This window comes from Flavobacterium tagetis (assembly GCF_016735615.1).
GTDB classification, from domain to species: Bacteria; Bacteroidota; Bacteroidia; order Flavobacteriales; family Flavobacteriaceae; genus Flavobacterium; species Flavobacterium tagetis.
On record NZ_JAERSF010000003.1, the window covers coordinates 290,925 to 310,324 of the forward strand.

Sequence of the window (19,400 nt, forward strand, 5' to 3'; positions counted from 1 at the left end):
GATTTCCTGTTTCTTGTCCCTCTTTTTACAATCAAGAGAGTTTTGATGGCGCAGTAAAAAAGAGGGCAAGAAGGACAGCAAACGTTTAATGATTTTTTTTCTTTTTTTTGGAGCTTATTATTTTTTGAAACACATAGAAACATAGTTTTTTTGTTTGAGAAAAAGAAAATTAAAAGAAACTAGTTTCTAACACATAGCTATGTGTATTTATGCAAGTGAAACGCCTTTTAAGGTTTAGTAATTCTATGTCTCTATGTGTTTAAAAAATTTATTTACGACCAAGCTTTAGGCATTTTTTGATCTCTTAATGGCACAAAAGCAATGTTGTCATCTTTCTCGTCTGAGTTCACAAAATGATTGAAACGTTTTAATAATCTTGGTTTTTCCAAAACTTGTTTCCATTCACATTCAAAAGTGTTTACTAAAGTCTGCATTTCAGCTTCAAGCGTTTCGCAGATTCCTAAACTGTCTTCGATAATTACTTGTTTCAAATACTCTAAACCTCCATCTAGTTTTTCCAACCAAGTTGAAGTTCTAATTAGCGGGCCAGCAGTGCGGATGTAATACATTAAAAATCTGTCCATGTATTTGATTACGGTTTCTTTGTCGATTTTCTCGGCTAGTAAAACTGCGTGTTTTGGATTTGCACCACCATTTCCAGCGATGTATAAATTCCATCCGCCTTCAACAGCGATTAATCCGAAATCTTTTCCGCGCGCTTCTGCACATTCGCGAATGCAAGCCGAAACGCCACCTTTTAATTTATGCGGAGAACGAATTCCTTTGTATCTGTTTTCTAGCTCGATGGCAAATCCAGCGCTGTCGTCCATTCCGTAACGGCACCAAGCATTTCCGACACAGCTTTTTACTGCACGCAATGATTTTCCGTAAGCGTGACCGCTTTCAAAACCATTATCGATTAATATTTTCCAGATTTTTGGCAAGTCACTTAAATGCGCTCCGAATAAATCAACTCTTTGTGCTCCAGTGATTTTAGTATACAAATCGAATTGTTTTGCCACTTCGCCAATTACGATTAATTTCTCGGCTGTAATTTCTCCTCCCGCAACTCTTGGAACAACGGAATAAGTTCCGTTTCGTTGAATGTTTGCTAAAAATCTGTCGTTTGTATCTTGAGTTGTTACATGCTTGTTTGCGGTATCGTTGTATATACTTGAGAAAATAGAAGCAACAACTGGTTTACAAACTTCGCATCCGTCGCCTTTTCCGTGATGATCTAGAACGTCGTAGAAATTCTCATATTTGTTGATTTTTACCAAATCAAATAATTCCTGACGTGTGTAGCTAAAATGTTCGCAGATCACTTCTTTTACTTCTTTTCCTAAAGATTTCTGTGTTGCTTTTACCAAATCAGAAACCATTGGTTTACAGCCTCCACAGCCAGAAGTTGCTTTAGTCGCTTTAACGACATCTGAAAGTGAAGAACAGCTTTCATCTAAAATTTTACAGCAGATAGCGCCTTTTGTAACATTTTCACAAGAACAAATTACGGCAGTATCTGGTAAATCCATTACGCTTCCTAAGGAAGAACCTTCAGAACCATCGCGAGAGCCTAAAATCAAATCTTCTGGATTTTTAGGCAATGCCATTTCGTTGATGTAAATCTGAAAAAGCGAATTGTAATCGCTGGAATCTCCAACTAAAATTCCGCCCAATAGTTTTTTAGAATCTTTGGTAACGTTGATTCTTTTATAAATGCCACTTAATTTATTCTCATAAATAATAGCCGTAACGTCATTATTTTCAATAAAAGGATCACCAAAACTCGCAACTTCAACACCAATTAATTTTAATTGTGTTGACATATCGATGGTTTCTCTCATGGTTTTGTCACCATTTAAGATCTGCTCCGCGGCTACATCGGCCATTTCGTAACCTGGCGCAACGAGTCCGTAAATGTTATGGTTGTAAAGTGCTGCTTCTCCAATCGCAAAAATCGAAGGATCTGATGTTCGCATTTGATTGTTTACCACAATTCCGCCTCGTACACCAACTTCAAGTCCTGAAACTCTAGCTAGTTCGTCACGAGGTTTAATTCCAGCAGATATAACCAGCATATCTACTTTTAACAATTCGTCGTTGGCAAACATCATTCCTGTTATACTTTCGTTTCCGTCAATATATTGTGTTACTTTATTAAGATGAATTCCGATGTTTAATTCTTCAATTTTAGATTGCAGCATATCACTCGCGCCTTGATCCAATTGCCTCGGCATTAAACGAGGAGCAAATTCCACCACATGCGGATTCAATCCCAAATCTCTAACCGCTTTTGCCGCTTCAAGTCCTAATAAACCGCCACCTAAAACGGCTGCTTCTGTTGCACCTTTTTGTTTTATTTTTTTGGCGTATGCCATAATTGCATCTAGATCTTCGATGGTTCTGTAAACAAAAACACCTTCTTTTTCTACACCTTCAATTGGTGGTACAAATGCCGAAGAACCTGTGGCTAAAACTAAGTAGTCGTACGTATGCGTTTTGCCTAAGTGTGTATGAATTGTTTTTACATCACGATTAATATCTGTAATTAACTCTGATGTATTTAGAATAATATTGTTTTCTGCGTACCAATTGGTCGTTGATAGTGATAAATCATCTGCTGTCTTTCCTCCAAAGTACTCGCTTAAGTGAACGCGATCGTAGGCGCGTCTTGGTTCTTCTCCAAATACTGTGATTTGATACTTTTCTTGTCCTGATTTTGCAACAAACTTTTCGCAAAATTTATAACCAACCATGCCGTTTCCAACTACTATTACTCTAATCATGATTTCTTTAATTAAGTATTACTATGCAAATATAAGTATTTGTACTTATAAAAATACGTATTCTATTATTTTTTGAGCAATAATTATGTTTTGATTACTACGTATTTTGACGTAATCTTTTACGTAGTGCGGATTTCGAATGATTTTTTACTTACTTAGTTTTTTAAATTTGAAAGGATTCTAAATAAGCATTTCAAAAAAATGTTGTAAATTCATAAGAATTTTACAGGTATTTTATGCACAAGAACTTTTTTAAACTAAAATCTCATGAAAAAAATACTTTCAATATTGTTGTTTTCATTTTTAATAATAGGATGTAAAACGGCTGCAAATAAAGAAACTGTCGGAAGCACTTCGACAAGTTCTACAGAAGAGGATTTAAAATGTTATTTTAAAGGAACAGGAAACGAGCCGTTTTGGGGAATTAAAATAGGGAATGAGGAAATTGTTTTTACCTCATTAATACCAGGAAAAGAAAAAATCATTTTTCCTGCCGTTGATGCGATTAGAGCAATGGATGCTAATGTGAAAATGTACAAAGTCAATAATGAAACGGCTTCTGCGACTATTACGATTCAGCAGTTAGATTGTCAAGATTCCATGTCTGGTGCGATTTCTCCCTATAGTGTAAAAGTCGAAATTAGAAATAATTCAGAATTAGAAGCAAAGAAACTTAGCGGGTGCGGAAAATACATCACCGATTATCGACTTCACGATATTTGGGTTTTGGAAGAATTAAACGGCTATAAAGTCTTTGCAACAGATTTTCAGAAAGAAATGCCGCGAATTGAAATTAATTCATCTGAGAATAGATTTTCTGGCTATGGCGGCTGTAACGCAATAAGCGGTTCTATCTTTTATGAAAAAGATTTGCTTCGATTTTCAAAAGTACTTTCAACTCTTATGGCTTGTCCTTCTGGAAATAAGGAAAGTGAATTTACTAAAGCTTTGCAAAGTACAACAACCTATTCGATTGGAAATAATCAATTGACGTTATCAAATCCTTCCGGGAAATTGGCTGTTTTTAAGAAGGTGGATTAGTTTTTTGTCTTTTTTACACATTTTTTTGTCATTTCGACGAAGGAGAAATTTCCACGAGAAGCTCCACAAAGATTGGCTTATTGGAACGTAGCTACTTGCGAAGATTTCTCCTTCGTCGAAATGACAATATTGTGTTGAACTCTTTGTCTTCAACGGATTGAAATCCGTTGCTACCAATATTTTGTTCCTACGGAACTTTTTAAATATGATGTTTTTTATTCCGTTAATTCCTTAGGCTCTTCATCTTCCGCCTCTTCTTCAATAAAATCCAATTCTAAAGCTTTTACGCTCTGAACGGCATTTCCAGCAATACCTCGAATCGAACCATACATTCCTAAAGTATTGTGAACCACTTTTTCGATTTGTTTTTCGCGCTGCTTCCAGATTCTCTGCATTGCTCTTTTTTCAGAATCTAAGTCGCTTTGCATTTGCGTAAAACCTTCTACAATTCCTTCAATCTGCAAACGGAATTCGTTGCTGGTCAAGAAATCGTATAGCATCGACATTTTATCGCCTTTGTTTTCCTGAGCCTGGACCGCTTGATTGATCTGAATTAAAGACTGACGTAAAACAGCGCTCAAACCTTTAAACTCTTCATATGTACAAATCCAGATTCCGTCACGCATTCCCATTCGATCCATTCCTGAAGGCATAACTTCAGTCACTAAAACTCCAATATTCGCTCTTTTGGTTCTAATATCGTTTTTGAATTTCTCAATCCATGAAGGTTGAAACGCTTTGGTTCTTTTACTTTCGTAATAAATAGAACCGCAGTTTTGATGTTCTCGTGTATTTACAACTTGAAGACAATCAGCACCATTGGCCCCTTTTTTAATTTCATCAATACTATCAAGAGGGAAATTGTTTGCAAGCCATTCTTCGATTGCTAATTCCATTACTTCTCCTTGCAATTGCATAGAACCTTGTTCCTGCTTGCGTTTCATTTCTTCCGTCAGCTTTTTTTGTTCTTCCAGCTGTTTCTGAAGTTCTTTGAATTTTAACTCGTTTTTATCGTCTTCCTGTTTTCTAATTTTTTCACGTTCCAAAGCCAATTGAGCGTTCAATTGTTTTTCGGCTTCGGCCTGAATGGCTTCTTTCATTTCCAGTTTTTCGCGCTGCAATTTTGCGATTTCCCCTTCCATTTTATTTAATTCTCTGATTTTTTCCGATTTTTCAGAGAGTTCTTTTTCCATTAAAAGCAAACGATCTTTGTTTTCTTCTTCAAGTTTTGCCTTTAGTTTTTCGGAGATTTCTTTTTCGGCTGTTTTTTTCTCGCGTTCTAAACGTTCAGCAAAAAGTTCATTTTCCTGTTTTTTCTTCGCTTCAAATTCGGATTTGGCTTTTTCTAATTGTTCATTTTTAAGCTCTAATTCACGGTTTTGAATATTCGCTTTTTGTTGAAATTCTTTACGGATACTATCTTCTAATTGATGTTTTAAGACATCATTTACGTCGATAGGAGTTCCGCAGTTTGGACACTGAATTGAAGATTGTTCAGCCATTTTTTATTGAAGTTTTATTGTAGAATTTGAATTTGCTAAGATATTTAAAAGTTCTCTTTTTATGATGTGGATTTCTGTACTAATTTGTAACGAATTTTTGTTATGGCTACGAAGTCGCTAAGAGACTAAGTTTTTTTGCCACAGATTATAATGATTAAAAAGGATTTTCTCTCATTTTTGTCATTTCGACGAAGGAGAAATCTTCGCAAGTGACTCCATTCCTAATAAGCCAATCTTTGTGGAGCTTCTTGTAGAGATTTCTCCTTCGTCGAAATGACAAATTACATGGGTAAATGTGTACTAGAAAAAGCTTAGCGCTTTTGTTGCAACAAAAACTCTGAGGCAGATCGAGTAATCTCAGAATCATCGTCTTTTGAAGTAATCAAGGAAACATTCGTATATAAATTCACTTTTTTCAATTCAATAAACCCGATCTCAGAATCCTGATTGTTTTTGGTAACGTTTGAGGGAACAATCGAAATTCCCAAGCCGTTTTTTACTAATTGTACGATTGAGTTAATATTATTCGCTTCGTGAATAATCTTTGGTGTAAATCCATAAAAAGCACAAAGTTCTAATAAAACTTCATGATAATGTGGAGCATAATCTTTATTGAAGAATACAAACGTTTCGTCTTTTAGATTTGCAATTTCATTTTCGGACTTTATATGAATGGATTTTTTATTATAAACTAATGAGAAACCATCTTTAAACCATAAATGTGATTTTATTTTTGGCGAATGAATGGGCGACCGAATAATTCCCATTTCGATTTTTCCTTGTTCTAAAGCATCAATTTGTTTAGTGGTTGAAATTTCGAAAAGTTTGAAGTTTACATATGGAAACTGCGCTTTCAGATGTTTGATTAAATCTGAAATCACAGCAGAATATATTGAACTAATGTAAGCGATCCTGAATTCGCCAGAAACGTTTTCTGCTATCTTTTTTGTTTTCGTAGAAATGTGTTCTAAGTTCTGGAAAAGAGTTTTAACTTCTTTTTCAAAATATTTACCGGCTTCAGTCAGTTCTACTTTTTTGTTGTTTCTGATAAAAAGTTTTGCCTGAAGTTCTTCTTCCAATTCTGCGATTTGTCGGCTTAATGGAGGTTGAGAAATAAAGAGCTTTTCTGAAGCTTTGGTAAAGTTTAGTTCTTCGGCTACAGCCAAAAAATATTTTAAATGACGTAATTCCATGATACTTTAAAAGTATTATTAATTGATAAAAATAGTATTTTTAAAGTATTTATGAAAAGAATAGTTTTGGAAAAGCAAAAAATAAGTCTCTCGTAGATTGAGTAGATACAGTAGATTATTAATTTTAGATAAATCATCTTAATCATAATAATAACCCAATCATATAATAGCAAAAAGATTAGCTCAATCTGCTTGACCTGCGAGAGATTAAAAAAAAAGACCATGAAAAAATCAACTATTGCAGAAATCAAAGAACGATTTGACAATGATGTCGAACGATTTTCAAATTTAGAAACAGGACAAGTCGCTACAATCGACGCTACTATTTCTTTAGAATTAATAACTGAAGCTTCAAAACGCATTGTTCCAAATGCTACGAATGTTTTGGATGTAGGATGCGGAGCTGGAAATTATACTTTAAAAATGTTGTCAAAACTACCAAACTTAAATTGCACTTTGGTCGATTTGAGTTTGCCAATGTTAGATCGCGCTTTTGAAAGAGTTTCAGCAGAAACAAATGGAAAAGTTGAAATAAAACAGGGTGATATCCGAGAAATAGATTTAGAAGAAAACAGTTTTGATATTATCTTGGCTGGAGCGGTTTTGCATCATTTGCGTGACGATCAAGATTGGGAAACGACTTTCACAAAATTATTCAAATTGTTGAAACCAGGTGGCTGTCTGATGATTTCTGATTTAATCACGCAAGACACAGAATTATTGAACGAATATACTTGGCAACGTTATGGAGAATATTTAGAAGGAGTAGGAGGGGCAGAGTACCACCAGAAAGTTTTGGATTATATCGAAAAAGAAGATTCACCAAGATCTATGAATTATCAATTGGATTTGATGAAAAAAGTAGGTTTTTCAAAAGTTGAAATCTTACATAAAAATATGTGTTTTGGAGCCTTTGGAGGAATAAAATAAGACGTCAATTAAATATAAAAAAGTATAGATATTTTAATGAAACTGCCTTACGGGGCAGTTTTTTATTTTCTGGTAGTAAGTTGAAAATTTAATAGGAACTAGTTAATATACAATTGCTTTACAATAAGATAATATCATTTTCTTGTATCTCATTTAAATATTTTTATCAAAAAAAATAACAATACATAAAATAATAAAGGGATAAAGTGACGCGTCTCTTTATTGATTTTATGGGAATTAACCAGTATCACTAACCTAATAACTACCATTTTGAAAAAACACTACTTATTTGGAGCAGTTTTTCTGCTTCAGTTTTTTGTGTCCTTTGGACAGAATCCGACCCGATGCGGTACCCAATTATCTCAAAAAGAAGAAGCCGCTTTTGTAAAGTCATTATCAAAAATTAAAACCTGGAAAAAAGGGAGTACGTCAAAAATGACGGTGGTTCCTTATATTATTCCGGTGGTATTCCATATTCTAACTGATGGAACCAATGTTAGTAGTGGTTTAACTAAAGAGAAAATGAAATGCAGAATTGATGATGCTTTACTTACTGTAAATAAAGATTTTAATGGTTTGTTTCCAGAATATGCCAATACTGATCCGCGTTTTGATGGCGTTAAAAGTAAGATGAATATTCAGTTTGTTTTGGCTACTGTCGATCCAGATGGAAACCCATTAGAAATACCTGGTTTAGATTGGCATCCAGAGGCACATGTGAGTGATGGATATGATCCTAAAATCTACAATTATATTTGGTATGGTAAAAATAACAGATATTATCTGGATGTTTTAGTTGTTGATGAACCTAACACAGGTCAAGGATCTGTTGGCTCTGGACATGCATTTTTGCCAATTCAAGATGCTATTCCCCGAGTAACTTACAATCATAGATATATTGGAAGCACATGCGGATCTGATGCCAGTGCTACTTTCGCAAAAGTAATGACGCATGAGTTCGGCCATTATTTTGGATTAAAACACACTTTTCAAGATGATTGCGATCCTATTAATGATGGTATGGCCGATACTCCGCCAACAAAAGTTGGTGAAGGCTGTGCTAGAAATGTACTCAATAGTTGTGGGGTTTATGCCAATGCTGAGAATCACATGGATTACAATGTAGACTGCCAAAATATGTTTACAAGAGATCAGACCAATGCCATGACATATTGGTTAGATGATGCTTCTGTGGCGCGATACCCAAGAGGTTTTTTATGGCAGCAAAGCAATCTTAGCTCTGTTGGAGTGATAGAATCTGTACCTGTAGCAAATTTTACTAGTAGTACTACATCGGTTTGTTCTGGAAAAGCAATTGTTTTTAAAGATCGCTCTTTAGGTTTGCCTACTTCAAGGTTGTGGACTTTTGAAGGCGGAACTCCTTCTACATCTACAGAATCTAATCCGACTGTTGTTTATAATACTTCAGGAGTATTCAAGGTAAAATTGGAGGTTACAAATTCTTTAGGAACAAATGCCAAAGAAACACCTAATTATACTGAAGTAGACCAAAAATCAGCTGTAAATTTAACGGAGAGTTTTTCGGGAACTTTTCCTCCACGAGGATGGGAAATTTCTAATCCTGATAATGGATTAGAATGGGAAAAGCGAAATGGTATTGGACATAACGACAGTTCTTGTATGATTATGAACAATGCAGATAATGCTGTTTTGGGTTCTTTAGATTATATAAGATTGCCGTATTTTGATTTTACGGCAGGACAAAATAGTCAGATGTTTTTTGATGTAGCTTATACAAAATTTGATGATTCGAGTCCGGATATTCTAAAAGTGCAGGTTTCAACAGATTGTGGACAAACATGGAATGATGTTTACTCTAAAACACATACGGTTTTGCAGACTACTGAAGTGCCAACTGCTTTAGCAAATAATTGGGTGCCAACTTCCGATGCTAATTGGAGAAAAGAAGTGGTTGATTTGAGCGCCTATCAAGGAAATGCAAACGTTTCTATTCGATTTGCAAATGTTTCTGGGTATGGAACTAGAATTTGGATTGATAACGTAAATGTAGCCGTAACACAAGCAACGACTCCAGTTTCTGATTTTGCTTCGAATGTAAGAGACACAAGATGTACGAATCTGACTGTTCCGTTTCTAGATGTTTCAACAGGAAACCCTACATCTTGGGAATGGTCTTTTCCTGGAGGAACACCTGCAACTTCTACAGATAAAAATCCTGTGGTAACTTATAATTCGCCAGGTTCTTATGCGGTTACACTTTCGACAAAAAATACAAATGGAACAGGAACAGTTTTAACTAAAAGCGACTTTGTAAAGATAGTTGATCCAGACAGGATTTCTTATACTGAGAATTTTGAAAATTCTTTTCCTCCTGCAGAATGGGAGATTGTTAATCCGGACAATAAATTGACTTGGGAGAAACGAGCAGATGCAGGGCATAATTCTTCATCATGTATGGTAATGAATAATGCAGATAATGATAAAGTTGGTGCAATTGATGAAATTATTCTAAAACCAATCGATATGTCTGTTGGAGTAACCGATTTTTCATTTGATGTTGCTTATGCAAAATTTGATACAGAGAGCCCTGATGTTTTAGAAATTCTGGCTTCTAAAGATTGCGGTACTACTTGGAAAAGTGTTTATTTAAAGACGCATATGGAATTAGAAACATTTGTAAGTAGCGACCCGAATAACTGGATTCCAACAGCAGAGTCGCATTGGAGAACAGAAAGAGTATTGCTGACAGAATTTAAGGGTTCTTCTAATGTTTTGCTTAAATTTAAAAACACTTCAGGATATGGATCTAGAATATGGATTGACAATGTTAAATTTACTTTTGACAGTAAAGAAAGCCCGTTCTCAGAATTTGCCATAGAAAATGATAAAATATGCAGCGATTTGCCAATTGCATTTAAGGATATTTCAACAGGAGAACCAACTTCTTGGTTGTGGTCATTTCCAGGTGGTTCTCCGTCTTCTTCTACAAATAAAACGCCAGCCGTTATTTATGAAAACCCAGGAACTTATGATGTTTCTCTAACGGCTACCAATGCTTATGGAACTGGAACTGTAATGCATAAGACAGGAGTGGTGGTTGTAAAAGAAAAAAATAGTATTCCGTATTTTGAAAATTTTGAATCAAGTTTTCCTATTCAGGATTGGGAGATAATTAACCCTGATAAAGATGCTATAACTTGGGAAAAACGTTCTGATGTTGGAAAAGGAGATTTGTCTTGTCTGGTTATTAATAATGCAGATAATCCTTCAGGTTTGATTGATGAACTGATTTTAAAACCATTTGATTTTTCTTCTGTTTCAAGTCCATTTTTATATTTCGATTTAGCATATACTCAATATTTAAATGCCTTTGACCCAACACCTGCTCCTGATCAAATTGAGATATTCGCATCTTCAGATTGTGGAGCAACATGGACGTCAGTTTATTCAAAAAATCAATTGCAATTGCAGACTGTTTCGCCTCCAATTCAAGATGATAAATCGACTCCATCAACAAATGAAACAAATGATTGGATTCCGACCAAAAATTCTGATTGGAGAGAAGAGAAAATTGATTTAGGCATTGTAAAAAATCAAAAGAATGTGTTGCTTAAAATAAAGAATACTTCTGGGTACGGAACAAGAATTTGGTTTGATAATTTGAAAATAGATAATGGACCAAATTTATCTACAGCCAAATCTCAGAAACCAATTAATTTAGATGGCGTTCAAATATATCCAAATCCGTCAAGCGATGTATTTTACTTGACAACACCATCTTCTGGGGACGATTATACTGTTACGGTTCTTAATGTTGCTGGACAAGTGATTTATAACGAAAAATTCCAAACCAAAAATAATAACAGTAAAGCTATCAATTTGGGAGGGCAAGCAAAAGGAGTATATTTTTTAAATTTGACTTCTTCGTCTAAAAAGACTTTTAGCCAGAAAATAATAAAGCAATAGCTTAAAAATTAAAGACAAAAAAGACTGCATCCATAATAAATAGGTTGCAGTCTTTTTTTGTCTTTTAAATATATTTATTCTATTTCTGAAGTGTTTTTTGCTTTCGGAGCGGGAAATTTAGATCTAAAATCAAAAACTAATTCTGACGCTCCATTTTGCTGCAAATAATCTAATTTTTCTACAGCTTCTTCAAGAGTAGGGATGTGTCCTTTTGGAATCCACCACATAGCGGTATGCGCTTTTCCGAATTTTTGAAACCATTCTTTTCGACGTTTTAAAAAGTCACTGTGAAAAGTTTTGTACATGTAATGTTCTAAAGTTTCAATGTTTTCCCAAACCGAAACATTGATAATAATCTGTTCATCATTGTACGGATTCAGACTTGTAGCATTATCAGTTTCGTCTTTTAATCGCCAGACAAAACCTTCACTTTCTTCAGCTATGGTATTTATAACATCTAAATTATCTACAAATTCTTTCATAATTGGGTCGTTAATATCGACGCCTTTCATTTTGGCAATATTGATTTCGGCAAGATGGTAATTGCTCATAAAATATAGATTTCTGAATTTTAGGCAATTTAGCTTTTTTCTGAATATTGTGTAGGATTTTTTTTCGCCACGAATTACACGAATTGCACTAATTTTTATATCCTCAATTGAAAAATTAATTCGTGAAAATTTATGTAATTCGTGGCAAGCAAAACTTATAAAGTTTGTACTGTTTTGTAAACCTGAATCGGGCTTGAAACTAGGTGTTCGGTTTTTTTGATGAATTCTTGCAAATACGACTGATTGTTATGCAAGTCTAATCCTGGTTGATCTTTCCATTCTTCCCAAAGAATAAAAATATTCTCGGTAGTGTGTAAATCGTAACGAATACATGCAGCTTCTTTTCTAGTTTCGGTTACTAGATGTGTCAGCAGGTTTTGAACTTCAATTAAATGCTCTGGTTTACTTTTTAAAATTGCTGTAATCGAAATCATAATTATAAGTTTTTAAAAGTTTGTTCTAAATGTTTCGTATAATTCTCTTTAAATATAGCAATATTTTCTGGTGTTGCGCCTTTTTCCACATCATGAAAATGAAATCCATTTATTTTTTCCATTCCTGTGAATTTGTTCATTTTGTGGAAACCAAACATTACGCCATCATCGACAGAAGTTTGATCGAAGAATTCTCCTGGAAGAGTAAAAGCAGTTGCAGGTGCGTTCCAACTTGTGGTAAGCATGTATTTACGACCGTGTAAAAGTCCGCCAGTTCCGTAGTTGATGTCAGGATTTACACGACTTCTTCCGTCGCTTTTATAAATTCCTTTGTTGTGGCCTGCTGTGAAAACATCGTCTATGTATTTTTTGAAAAGGTTTGGCAACTGAAACCACCACACAGGTGTGTGGTAAATAATTATATCTGCCCAAACAAATTTTTCTACTTCTTTGTCAAGATTGATATTGTCTTCTACATGAGTTGTTTTAATTTCGTATTCGTTATTTTTTGAAAGAAAGTCAATCGTCCAGTCTTGAACTGTTTTATTAAATTTTCCTCCTGAATGGGCAAATTTTTGTCCGCCGTTAATTATAAATATCTTTTTCATTTTAATTGTTACTTCTTTTGAAAATGGACGCGTAAGGGATTGAGGCGGTATCTCCCGATTTAGAAAAACAAGGTCTTTTAGCCGTAGTTTTTGTTAATTGGGAATTTAGCTGAAAGCCCGATTCGCCGCGGCAACACGCCCAAATTCTATTTATTTAATTTTTTGAGATTTTTTTTTTAACACATAGAAACATAGAATTTTTTTTCTGGAAAAGAGAATGGAAAGAAACTAGTTTCTAACACATAGTTCACAAAGTTTGTCATTCCGAGGAACGAGGAATCTCCACGAGAAACTCTACAAAGATTGGCAACTCACCGTGCGGAGTTACTTGTGGAGATTCCTCGTTCCTCGGAATGACAAGATTACGTTGACTATGTTTATTAATGCAAGTGAAACGCCTTTATAGACAAAGTATAACTATGTTTCTATGTGTTTAAAATATTATTTTATTTTAGCAATAGCCTGATTGATGAATTCTAATTCTGAAGCAGATAGGTCGAAATCCATTGTTTTGGCGTTTGAAATAGCTTGTTCTGCGTTTCTTGCTCCTGCTAGAACAATTGAAATTCCTTTTTGTAAAGTCGTCCAGCGTAAAACCAATTGTGATAAGCTTGCTTCTTTTGCATGTGCTAAAGAAGTTAATTCTTCAACTAAAGTTTTTACTTTTTGAAGATCAAACTGATTGAAATAACCATTTCTATGATCGTTTTCTTTCAATTTGCTATCAGTGAAATATTTCCCAGTCAATAAACCTCTTTCCATTGGACTGTAGGCAATGATTCCGATGTTTTCTGCAACTGTGAAAGGAATTAGTTCTTCTTCAATTTTGCGATTCAGCATGCTGTATGCCACTTGATTTGAAGCCACTTGAATTGTTTTCTGTGCTTCCTGAATTTGTGCTGTATTATAATTACTTACTCCAAAAGCTCTAATTTTTCCTTGTTGAATTAAAGTTTCAACAGCTTCCATTGTTTCAGAAATTGGAGTTGTTGAATCTGGCCAGTGAATTTGCAGTAAATCGATATAATCCGTTTGAAGACGTTTTAAGCTTTCTTCAACCTCTTTAATTACGTTTGCTTTTGATGAATATTTGTAAATCGGAACTTTTTTACCGTTGTCGTCTGCATCGAAAAAGAAATCACCTTTTCCGTTATTACTTCCGTCCCAAACCAAACCGAATTTAGTAAGTAATTGAATTTTAGAACGATCATAAGGTTTTATGGCTTCGCCTATCATTTCTTCGCTTAAACCAAATCCGTAAAAAGGAGCAGTGTCGATTGTCGTAACACCGTGGTCAATTGAAGCTTGAACAGATTCTATTGAATCTTTCTTTTCTGTTCCGCCCCACATGGTTCCTCCAATGGCGAATGCACCATAAGTAATAGCTGATAATTCAAGTTCTGAGTTGCCTAGTTTTCTATATTCCATGATTGTGATTTTTTATGTTTAAAATTGATGAGGCAAAATTATACCGTTTTTACGATTCTTATTTGGTATATATTTGTCTTTTTTAGGTATATTTGCATCTTCAAATAAATGGAATTATGAAAAAAGAAAACTTATATGAGCCTTTTACGGTTTCTTTTGAGACGCTGAATGAATATCCAGACGTGGGAGATCGACATAATTTTTTCGAATTGGTTTATATTCTGGAAGGTACAGGAAGACAATGTATTAATAAGAATATTTTTGAATATGATCCTGGGCATTTGTTTTTATTGACGCCTGAAGATTGTCATAATTTTACAATTGAAACTGAAACGAAATTCTTCTTTTTAAGATTTAATGATATTTATTTGAAAAATTCGAGTCTGCAGAATGAAAATATTCAGCGATTGGAATATATTCTTCAGAATGCCAATCATCAGCCAGGTTGTATTCTAAAAAATGATCCTGATAAATGTCTGGTAAAAGTGATGATTGAAGCAATTTGCAGAGAACATCAAGATAAAGATGTTTACAATCAGGAATTGATTCAGCAGTTGGTGAATACATTGATTATTATTGTGGCAAGAAATATTGCAAAATATCTTCCTGAACAAGTAACAATCAATACTGAAGCTAAAGCGATGGATATCCTGCAATATATTCAGAACAATATTTATTATCCAGAAAAGATTAAAGCGGAATCAATTAGTGATTATTTCGGAATTTCGAATACTTATTTAGGGCGTTATTTTAAGAAACATGCCAGCGAAACGATGCAACAGTATATAAGTAATTATAAAACGAAACTGATAGAACATCGTTTACAGTTTAGTGATAAACGCATTAATGAAATTGCATACGAATTTGGTTTTACTGATGAAAGCCATTTCAATAAGTTTTTTAGAAAACAAAAAGGCTATAGTCCATCTGAGTTTAGAAAGTCGATTCGATTGAGTGCGTAGTTTTTGTTTGCCACAAATTACAATACTTAGCGCGAATTTTTTTTGCCACAGATTATAAGGATTAAAAGGATTTTTTATTTTACGCAGATTTTAAATGATTTTGGTAGATTTAAAAAAGATTTTTTAAATAAATTAAATCTGCGAGAGAAAAAAAAATAAAAAAAACCTTTGTAAGTCAGCGTTTTAATAAAGCGAATTTGTTTTATTCGCGAACTTTAATTCTCTTTTCCAATTATAAAATCAAAATGCTCGGTTTTACCAGCTTTTAAATTATTGATTTCATTCTGAATTAATTCTTCTATTGAATCTGCTACTATGAGACGTGACCAGGATTCATTTTGTAGTTCGATAATTTGTCCAAACTTTCCTTTTTCGGCTGGATTTGTATCGTAAAGAAGATAGTCTCCGTTTCTTCCAGTAGCAAATGGAATCCATTTTGGGTTTGCGTAATTATTGGTTTGGATTTTTTCGAAATCTATTTCCTGTTCTGGTAAATCTTCTTCATCAAATTGCAAATCTTGTATCGAATTCCATTCTTCTGCAATGTCTTGAAACGGAATTAAATCATAACTCCAATTGTTTACCCCAAACTGAAAAGCAGCTGTTACAGGATCGTAATCTACATTTTGAACTTTGTAAAAGTTGATAAGTGCCGGAGGTATTATAATATTGTCTTCTAGTTCTGCGTGTTCTTGAATATCTTCTACAGAAATTCCTTCCGCAAGATTGTAATAATCATTGTTCGTGGAGACGATTTTATTGATTTCAGAAATCCATTCTTGCCATAAAGGTTTAAATGATTGAAATTCAGGATCAAGTGATGCACTGATTTTCTTTTCTTTTTCTTCAGCAGCTGAAATGCTTAAACTTGTAATTTTTCCATCTTCTTTATCAAACCAAACACTAATGCCACTTAATATAAAAGCGCCGCTTCGGTCTCCTTTAAAGAGTTTTACAAGCTGATTTTTGTTGCTTTCGTAGTAATGAAATAATTCTTGGCCGTCAAAAATAAATTCTCCTGAAAAGATACTTTTTGCGCAATAATCATATTCGCTAAGTTCGAGTTCAACAGCAAGGCTTTCGACTTTATTTCCTTCTTTAGAAAAAGCCATAATTCCTTGGTTGTCCCAAGTGTAAATATGATTGTATTGTTTTTTAAGATATCTGGATTCTCCTAAAGCTTGTTTTAAAACTGTTATATCAATTGGGAATTCGATGTTTACATTGTTAATCAGAAAGCCTGTTTTGGATAATTCAAGTTTTGTCATTTTGCTTTTTTGGGAATTAGATAATTTTCTTGATTACACGAAGTTTGTGAGTGTGTTTGTTTAATTCAGGGTTGTAAATTCCGGTGTGGTCTAAACGGTCAATGCGTACTTTTCCACTTGCGTGAATGATGTAATTGTTTTCCATTATGATGCCGACATGGGTAATATTTCCTTCTTCATTATCAAAAAAGGCTAAATCTCCAGCTTCGCATTCTTCAATAAAACTCAAAGGATCGCCTTCAAGCGCTTGTTGAGAAGCATCGCGATGAATTTTATAACCGTTCAATTTGTAAACCATTTGAGTAAAGCCTGAGCAGTCAATCCCAAAAGGTGTTTTTCCTCCCCATAAATACGGAGCATTCAAGTACATAAAAGCGGTTTTAATTAAGGCGCTTTTAGGTTTGATGCCACTTGTTTTGGTTCCTTCAAAATCAAAGTTTGAAGTATTGATTTCGCTGTTATTTAAAAAGGATAAGGAAGCTCCAAGCGGAATAGGAAGCAGTAGATTATTTGGAGCACTGATGTAATCAATTAAATCGGCATTTAAAATAATTGACTCTTTGCTCAAAAGGTCAAATTGCTCTTTGGTAATTTCCTGATATTGCTTAGAATCTACCCAGCCTTCGTAATCATCATATTGAATTCTGATTCGCGCCCATTGATTATGACGTTCTAAAATTTCGATATGCTCGCCAAACAAGAGCTGTGTAACAATTTCACTTCTGTCGCTGGCTTCAGCTCGAACAGGTACTATGGCTAAATTGCAAATTCCAAACATTTAAGGAAATTTATTAGTTGAAAATCAGGAGTCATACTTATAACTCCTGATTTTTTAAGATATTGTTTTAAGCTCTTTCGATAACAATTGCCGATGCGCCACCGCCACCGTTGCAGATTGCAGCAGCTCCAGTTTTTGCATTGTTTTGTTCTAAAACATTTAGTAAAGTTACAATAATACGTGCTCCAGAAGCTCCAAGAGGATGCCCTAAAGAAACAGCGCCACCATTTACGTTTACTTTATTGTTATCTAAATTTAAAATTTTAGCATTGGCTAATCCAACTACAGAAAAAGCTTCGTTGAATTCGAAGAAATCAACATCTGAAATTGAGATTCCTGCCTTGTCTAAAGCTTTTGGTAATGCTTTTGCTGGACTTGTTGTAAACCATTTTGGTTCTTGAGCCGCATCTGCATAGCCTTTTATGTATGCTAAAGGCTTTAAACCTAATGCACTTGCTTTTTCTTCAGACATTAAAACTAACGCGGCAGCTCCGTCATTGATTGTTGAAGCGTTCGCAGCGGTTACAGTTCCGTCTTTTGTGAAAACTGGTGCTAAAGATGGAATTTTATCTAATTTCACATTAGTATATTCTTCATCTTTTGAAAATATAATGGGTTCACCGCGTCTTTGTGGTACTTCAACAGGAACAACTTCATTGTCGAATTTTCCAGCGTCCCAAGCTTTGGCACTTCTTTCGTATGATTGGATAGCGAAAGCATCTTGTTCTTCACGAGTGATTTTATATTCAGAAGCACACAAATCAGCGCAAACTCCCATTGCATTGTTGTCGTAAGCATCTGTCAAACCATCTTTCTGCATTCCGTCAAGCATAGTTGCAGGGCCAAATTTGTTTCCAGCACGCATTTGTACATAGTGAGGAATCAAGCTCATGCTTTCCATTCCGCCCGCTACTACGATTTCTGCGTCTCCACATGCGATTGCTTGTGCAGCAAACATTACAGCTTTCATTCCAGAAGCACATACTTTGTTTACTGTTGTAGCAGCAACTTCTTCAGACAGACCAGCAAAAAGTGCTGCTTGGCGAGCCGGTGCTTGCCCGACACCTGCCTGAATTACATTCCCCATGAAAACTTCATCGACTAATTTTGGGTCAAGATTAATTTTTGAAAGCGCTCCTTTTATGGCAGCAGCTCCTAATTTTGGTGCAGGTACAGTAGATAACCCGCCCATGAAACTTCCGATAGGTGTTCTAACGGCAGAAACGATAACAACTCTTTTGTTCATTTTCTGTTTAATAATAGTTAGTAAGCAAATTTAATGTTTATTTGAATAAATTCAAATTTTGTATTGAATCACGATGATTTTAAATTTAAGGTGAAATTTTTGTTAATTCTATTTGTTTGATTGTGAAGTGGTTTTGAAAAAAGATGAAAAAAAACTAAAAAAACTCAAAAAAAAGCTTGTGAGAAAAGGAATGTTGTTATACATTTGCACTCGCAAAACGGAAGCAATTCCACTAGCAAGGAGAGGTGCCAGAGCGGTAATGGAGCAGATTGCTAATCTGTCGACGGGTAACCGTCGCCAGGGTTCGAGTCCCTGTCTCTCCGCTTAAATTTTGCCTCGGGGTGTAGCGTAGCCCGGTTATCGCGCCTGCTTTGGGAGCAGGAGGCCGCAGGTTCGAATCCTGCCACCCCGACTACAATTGAAATAATGGACGCATAGCTCAGCTGGATAGAGCACCTGCCTTCTAAGCAGGCGGTCGAAGGTTCGAATCCTTCTGCGTTCACAAAAAGTCACTCAAGTAGAGTGACTTTTTTGTTTTTTATGTATATAGGTTTGATTTCTATTCTTAGAAATTTAAAAATAATGGTTCCATAGCTCAGCTGGATAGAGCAACGCACTTCTAATGCGTAGGTCGAAGGTTCGAATCCTTCTGGGATCACTTTATAGGATGATCATTTTTTGATCATCCTTTTTTGTTTTGTACCTATTTTGCTTATTTTTAGTTT

At 34.8% G+C, this 19,400-nt stretch carries 14 protein-coding genes and 4 tRNA genes; 8 read left to right on the plus strand and 10 right to left on the minus strand.

The window, feature by feature from the left end:
* Nucleotides 1–272 precede the first annotated feature (272 nt).
* Nucleotides 273–2,786, minus strand: coding sequence for a nitrite reductase large subunit NirB (gene nirB / locus JI750_RS15410; RefSeq protein ID WP_202003822.1), 2,514 nt, complete (start codon nucleotides 2,784–2,786; stop codon nucleotides 273–275).
* A gap of 267 nt (nucleotides 2,787–3,053) precedes the next feature.
* Between nirB and JI750_RS15415 the strand changes: the two genes are divergently transcribed.
* Complete coding sequence (locus JI750_RS15415; protein WP_202003825.1) at nucleotides 3,054–3,827, plus strand: META domain-containing protein; 774 nt, start codon at nucleotides 3,054–3,056, stop codon at nucleotides 3,825–3,827.
* 215 nt (nucleotides 3,828–4,042) lie between these two features.
* Here JI750_RS15415 and JI750_RS15420 read toward each other — a convergent pair whose 3' ends face one another.
* Both JI750_RS15420 and JI750_RS15425 read right to left on the minus strand, forming a co-directional pair.
* On the minus strand, nucleotides 4,043–5,329 hold the full coding sequence (locus JI750_RS15420) for a DUF2130 domain-containing protein (RefSeq protein ID WP_202003827.1): 1,287 nt from the start codon (nucleotides 5,327–5,329) through the stop codon (nucleotides 4,043–4,045).
* A gap of 311 nt (nucleotides 5,330–5,640) precedes the next feature.
* Nucleotides 5,641–6,522 (minus strand): LysR family transcriptional regulator, encoded by an 882-nt coding sequence (locus tag JI750_RS15425; protein WP_202003830.1) that lies wholly within the window; start codon nucleotides 6,520–6,522, stop codon nucleotides 5,641–5,643.
* 222 nt (nucleotides 6,523–6,744) lie between these two features.
* Here JI750_RS15425 and JI750_RS15430 point away from each other — a divergent pair, with 222 nt between their 5' ends.
* Complete coding sequence (locus JI750_RS15430) at nucleotides 6,745–7,452, plus strand: class I SAM-dependent methyltransferase (protein ID WP_202003833.1); 708 nt, start codon at nucleotides 6,745–6,747, stop codon at nucleotides 7,450–7,452.
* A gap of 270 nt (nucleotides 7,453–7,722) precedes the next feature.
* A complete protein-coding gene (locus JI750_RS15435) occupies nucleotides 7,723–11,400 on the plus strand; it encodes a PKD domain-containing protein (RefSeq protein ID WP_202003836.1) in 3,678 nt (1,225 codons plus the stop codon).
* Nucleotides 11,401–11,474: 74 nt separating this feature from the next.
* Here JI750_RS15435 and JI750_RS15440 read toward each other — a convergent pair whose 3' ends face one another.
* The 4 genes from JI750_RS15440 to JI750_RS15455 all read right to left on the minus strand — a co-directional run bounded on the left by JI750_RS15440 (nucleotide 11,475) and on the right by JI750_RS15455 (nucleotide 14,421).
* Nucleotides 11,475–11,951 (minus strand): DUF3291 domain-containing protein, encoded by a 477-nt coding sequence (locus JI750_RS15440; protein WP_202003839.1) that lies wholly within the window; start codon nucleotides 11,949–11,951, stop codon nucleotides 11,475–11,477.
* 155 nt (nucleotides 11,952–12,106) lie between these two features.
* Nucleotides 12,107–12,385, minus strand: a complete 279-nt coding sequence (locus tag JI750_RS15445) for a putative quinol monooxygenase (protein WP_202003853.1) — start codon at nucleotides 12,383–12,385, stop codon at nucleotides 12,107–12,109.
* A 2-nt stretch (nucleotides 12,386–12,387) separates the two neighbouring features.
* A complete protein-coding gene (locus JI750_RS15450; protein ID WP_202003856.1) occupies nucleotides 12,388–12,993 on the minus strand; it encodes an NAD(P)H-dependent oxidoreductase in 606 nt (201 codons plus the stop codon).
* 441 nt (nucleotides 12,994–13,434) lie between these two features.
* Entirely contained in the window at nucleotides 13,435–14,421 is a 987-nt protein-coding gene (locus tag JI750_RS15455) for an aldo/keto reductase (RefSeq protein ID WP_202003859.1), read from the minus strand.
* A gap of 116 nt (nucleotides 14,422–14,537) precedes the next feature.
* Between JI750_RS15455 and JI750_RS15460 the strand changes: the two genes are divergently transcribed.
* Entirely contained in the window at nucleotides 14,538–15,383 is an 846-nt protein-coding gene (locus tag JI750_RS15460) for an AraC family transcriptional regulator (protein WP_202003862.1), read from the plus strand.
* 215 nt (nucleotides 15,384–15,598) lie between these two features.
* Here JI750_RS15460 and JI750_RS15465 read toward each other — a convergent pair whose 3' ends face one another.
* The 3 genes from JI750_RS15465 to JI750_RS15475 form a co-directional block, all read right to left on the minus strand.
* The gene (locus tag JI750_RS15465) at nucleotides 15,599–16,651 is read right to left on the minus strand and encodes an SMI1/KNR4 family protein (RefSeq protein ID WP_202003865.1); all 1,053 of its coding nucleotides are present in this window, start codon (nucleotides 16,649–16,651) and stop codon (nucleotides 15,599–15,601) included.
* Between the two features lie 16 nt (nucleotides 16,652–16,667).
* Nucleotides 16,668–17,429, minus strand: a complete 762-nt coding sequence (locus tag JI750_RS15470) for a C40 family peptidase (protein ID WP_202003868.1) — start codon at nucleotides 17,427–17,429, stop codon at nucleotides 16,668–16,670.
* A 67-nt stretch (nucleotides 17,430–17,496) separates the two neighbouring features.
* Nucleotides 17,497–18,675, minus strand: a complete 1,179-nt coding sequence (locus tag JI750_RS15475) for an acetyl-CoA C-acyltransferase (protein WP_202003870.1) — start codon at nucleotides 18,673–18,675, stop codon at nucleotides 17,497–17,499.
* A 239-nt stretch (nucleotides 18,676–18,914) separates the two neighbouring features.
* Here JI750_RS15475 and JI750_RS15480 point away from each other — a divergent pair.
* The 4 genes from JI750_RS15480 (at nucleotide 18,915) to JI750_RS15495 (ending at nucleotide 19,333) form a co-directional block, all read left to right on the plus strand.
* Nucleotides 18,915–18,998 (plus strand) — tRNA-Ser (locus JI750_RS15480).
* 14 nt (nucleotides 18,999–19,012) lie between these two features.
* Nucleotides 19,013–19,087: transfer RNA gene (locus tag JI750_RS15485), tRNA-Pro, on the plus strand.
* Nucleotides 19,088–19,103: 16 nt separating this feature from the next.
* Nucleotides 19,104–19,177, plus strand: a tRNA-Arg gene (locus JI750_RS15490).
* An 82-nt stretch (nucleotides 19,178–19,259) separates the two neighbouring features.
* A tRNA-Arg gene (locus tag JI750_RS15495) sits at nucleotides 19,260–19,333 on the plus strand.
* The last annotated feature ends 67 nt before the right edge of the window (nucleotides 19,334–19,400 follow it).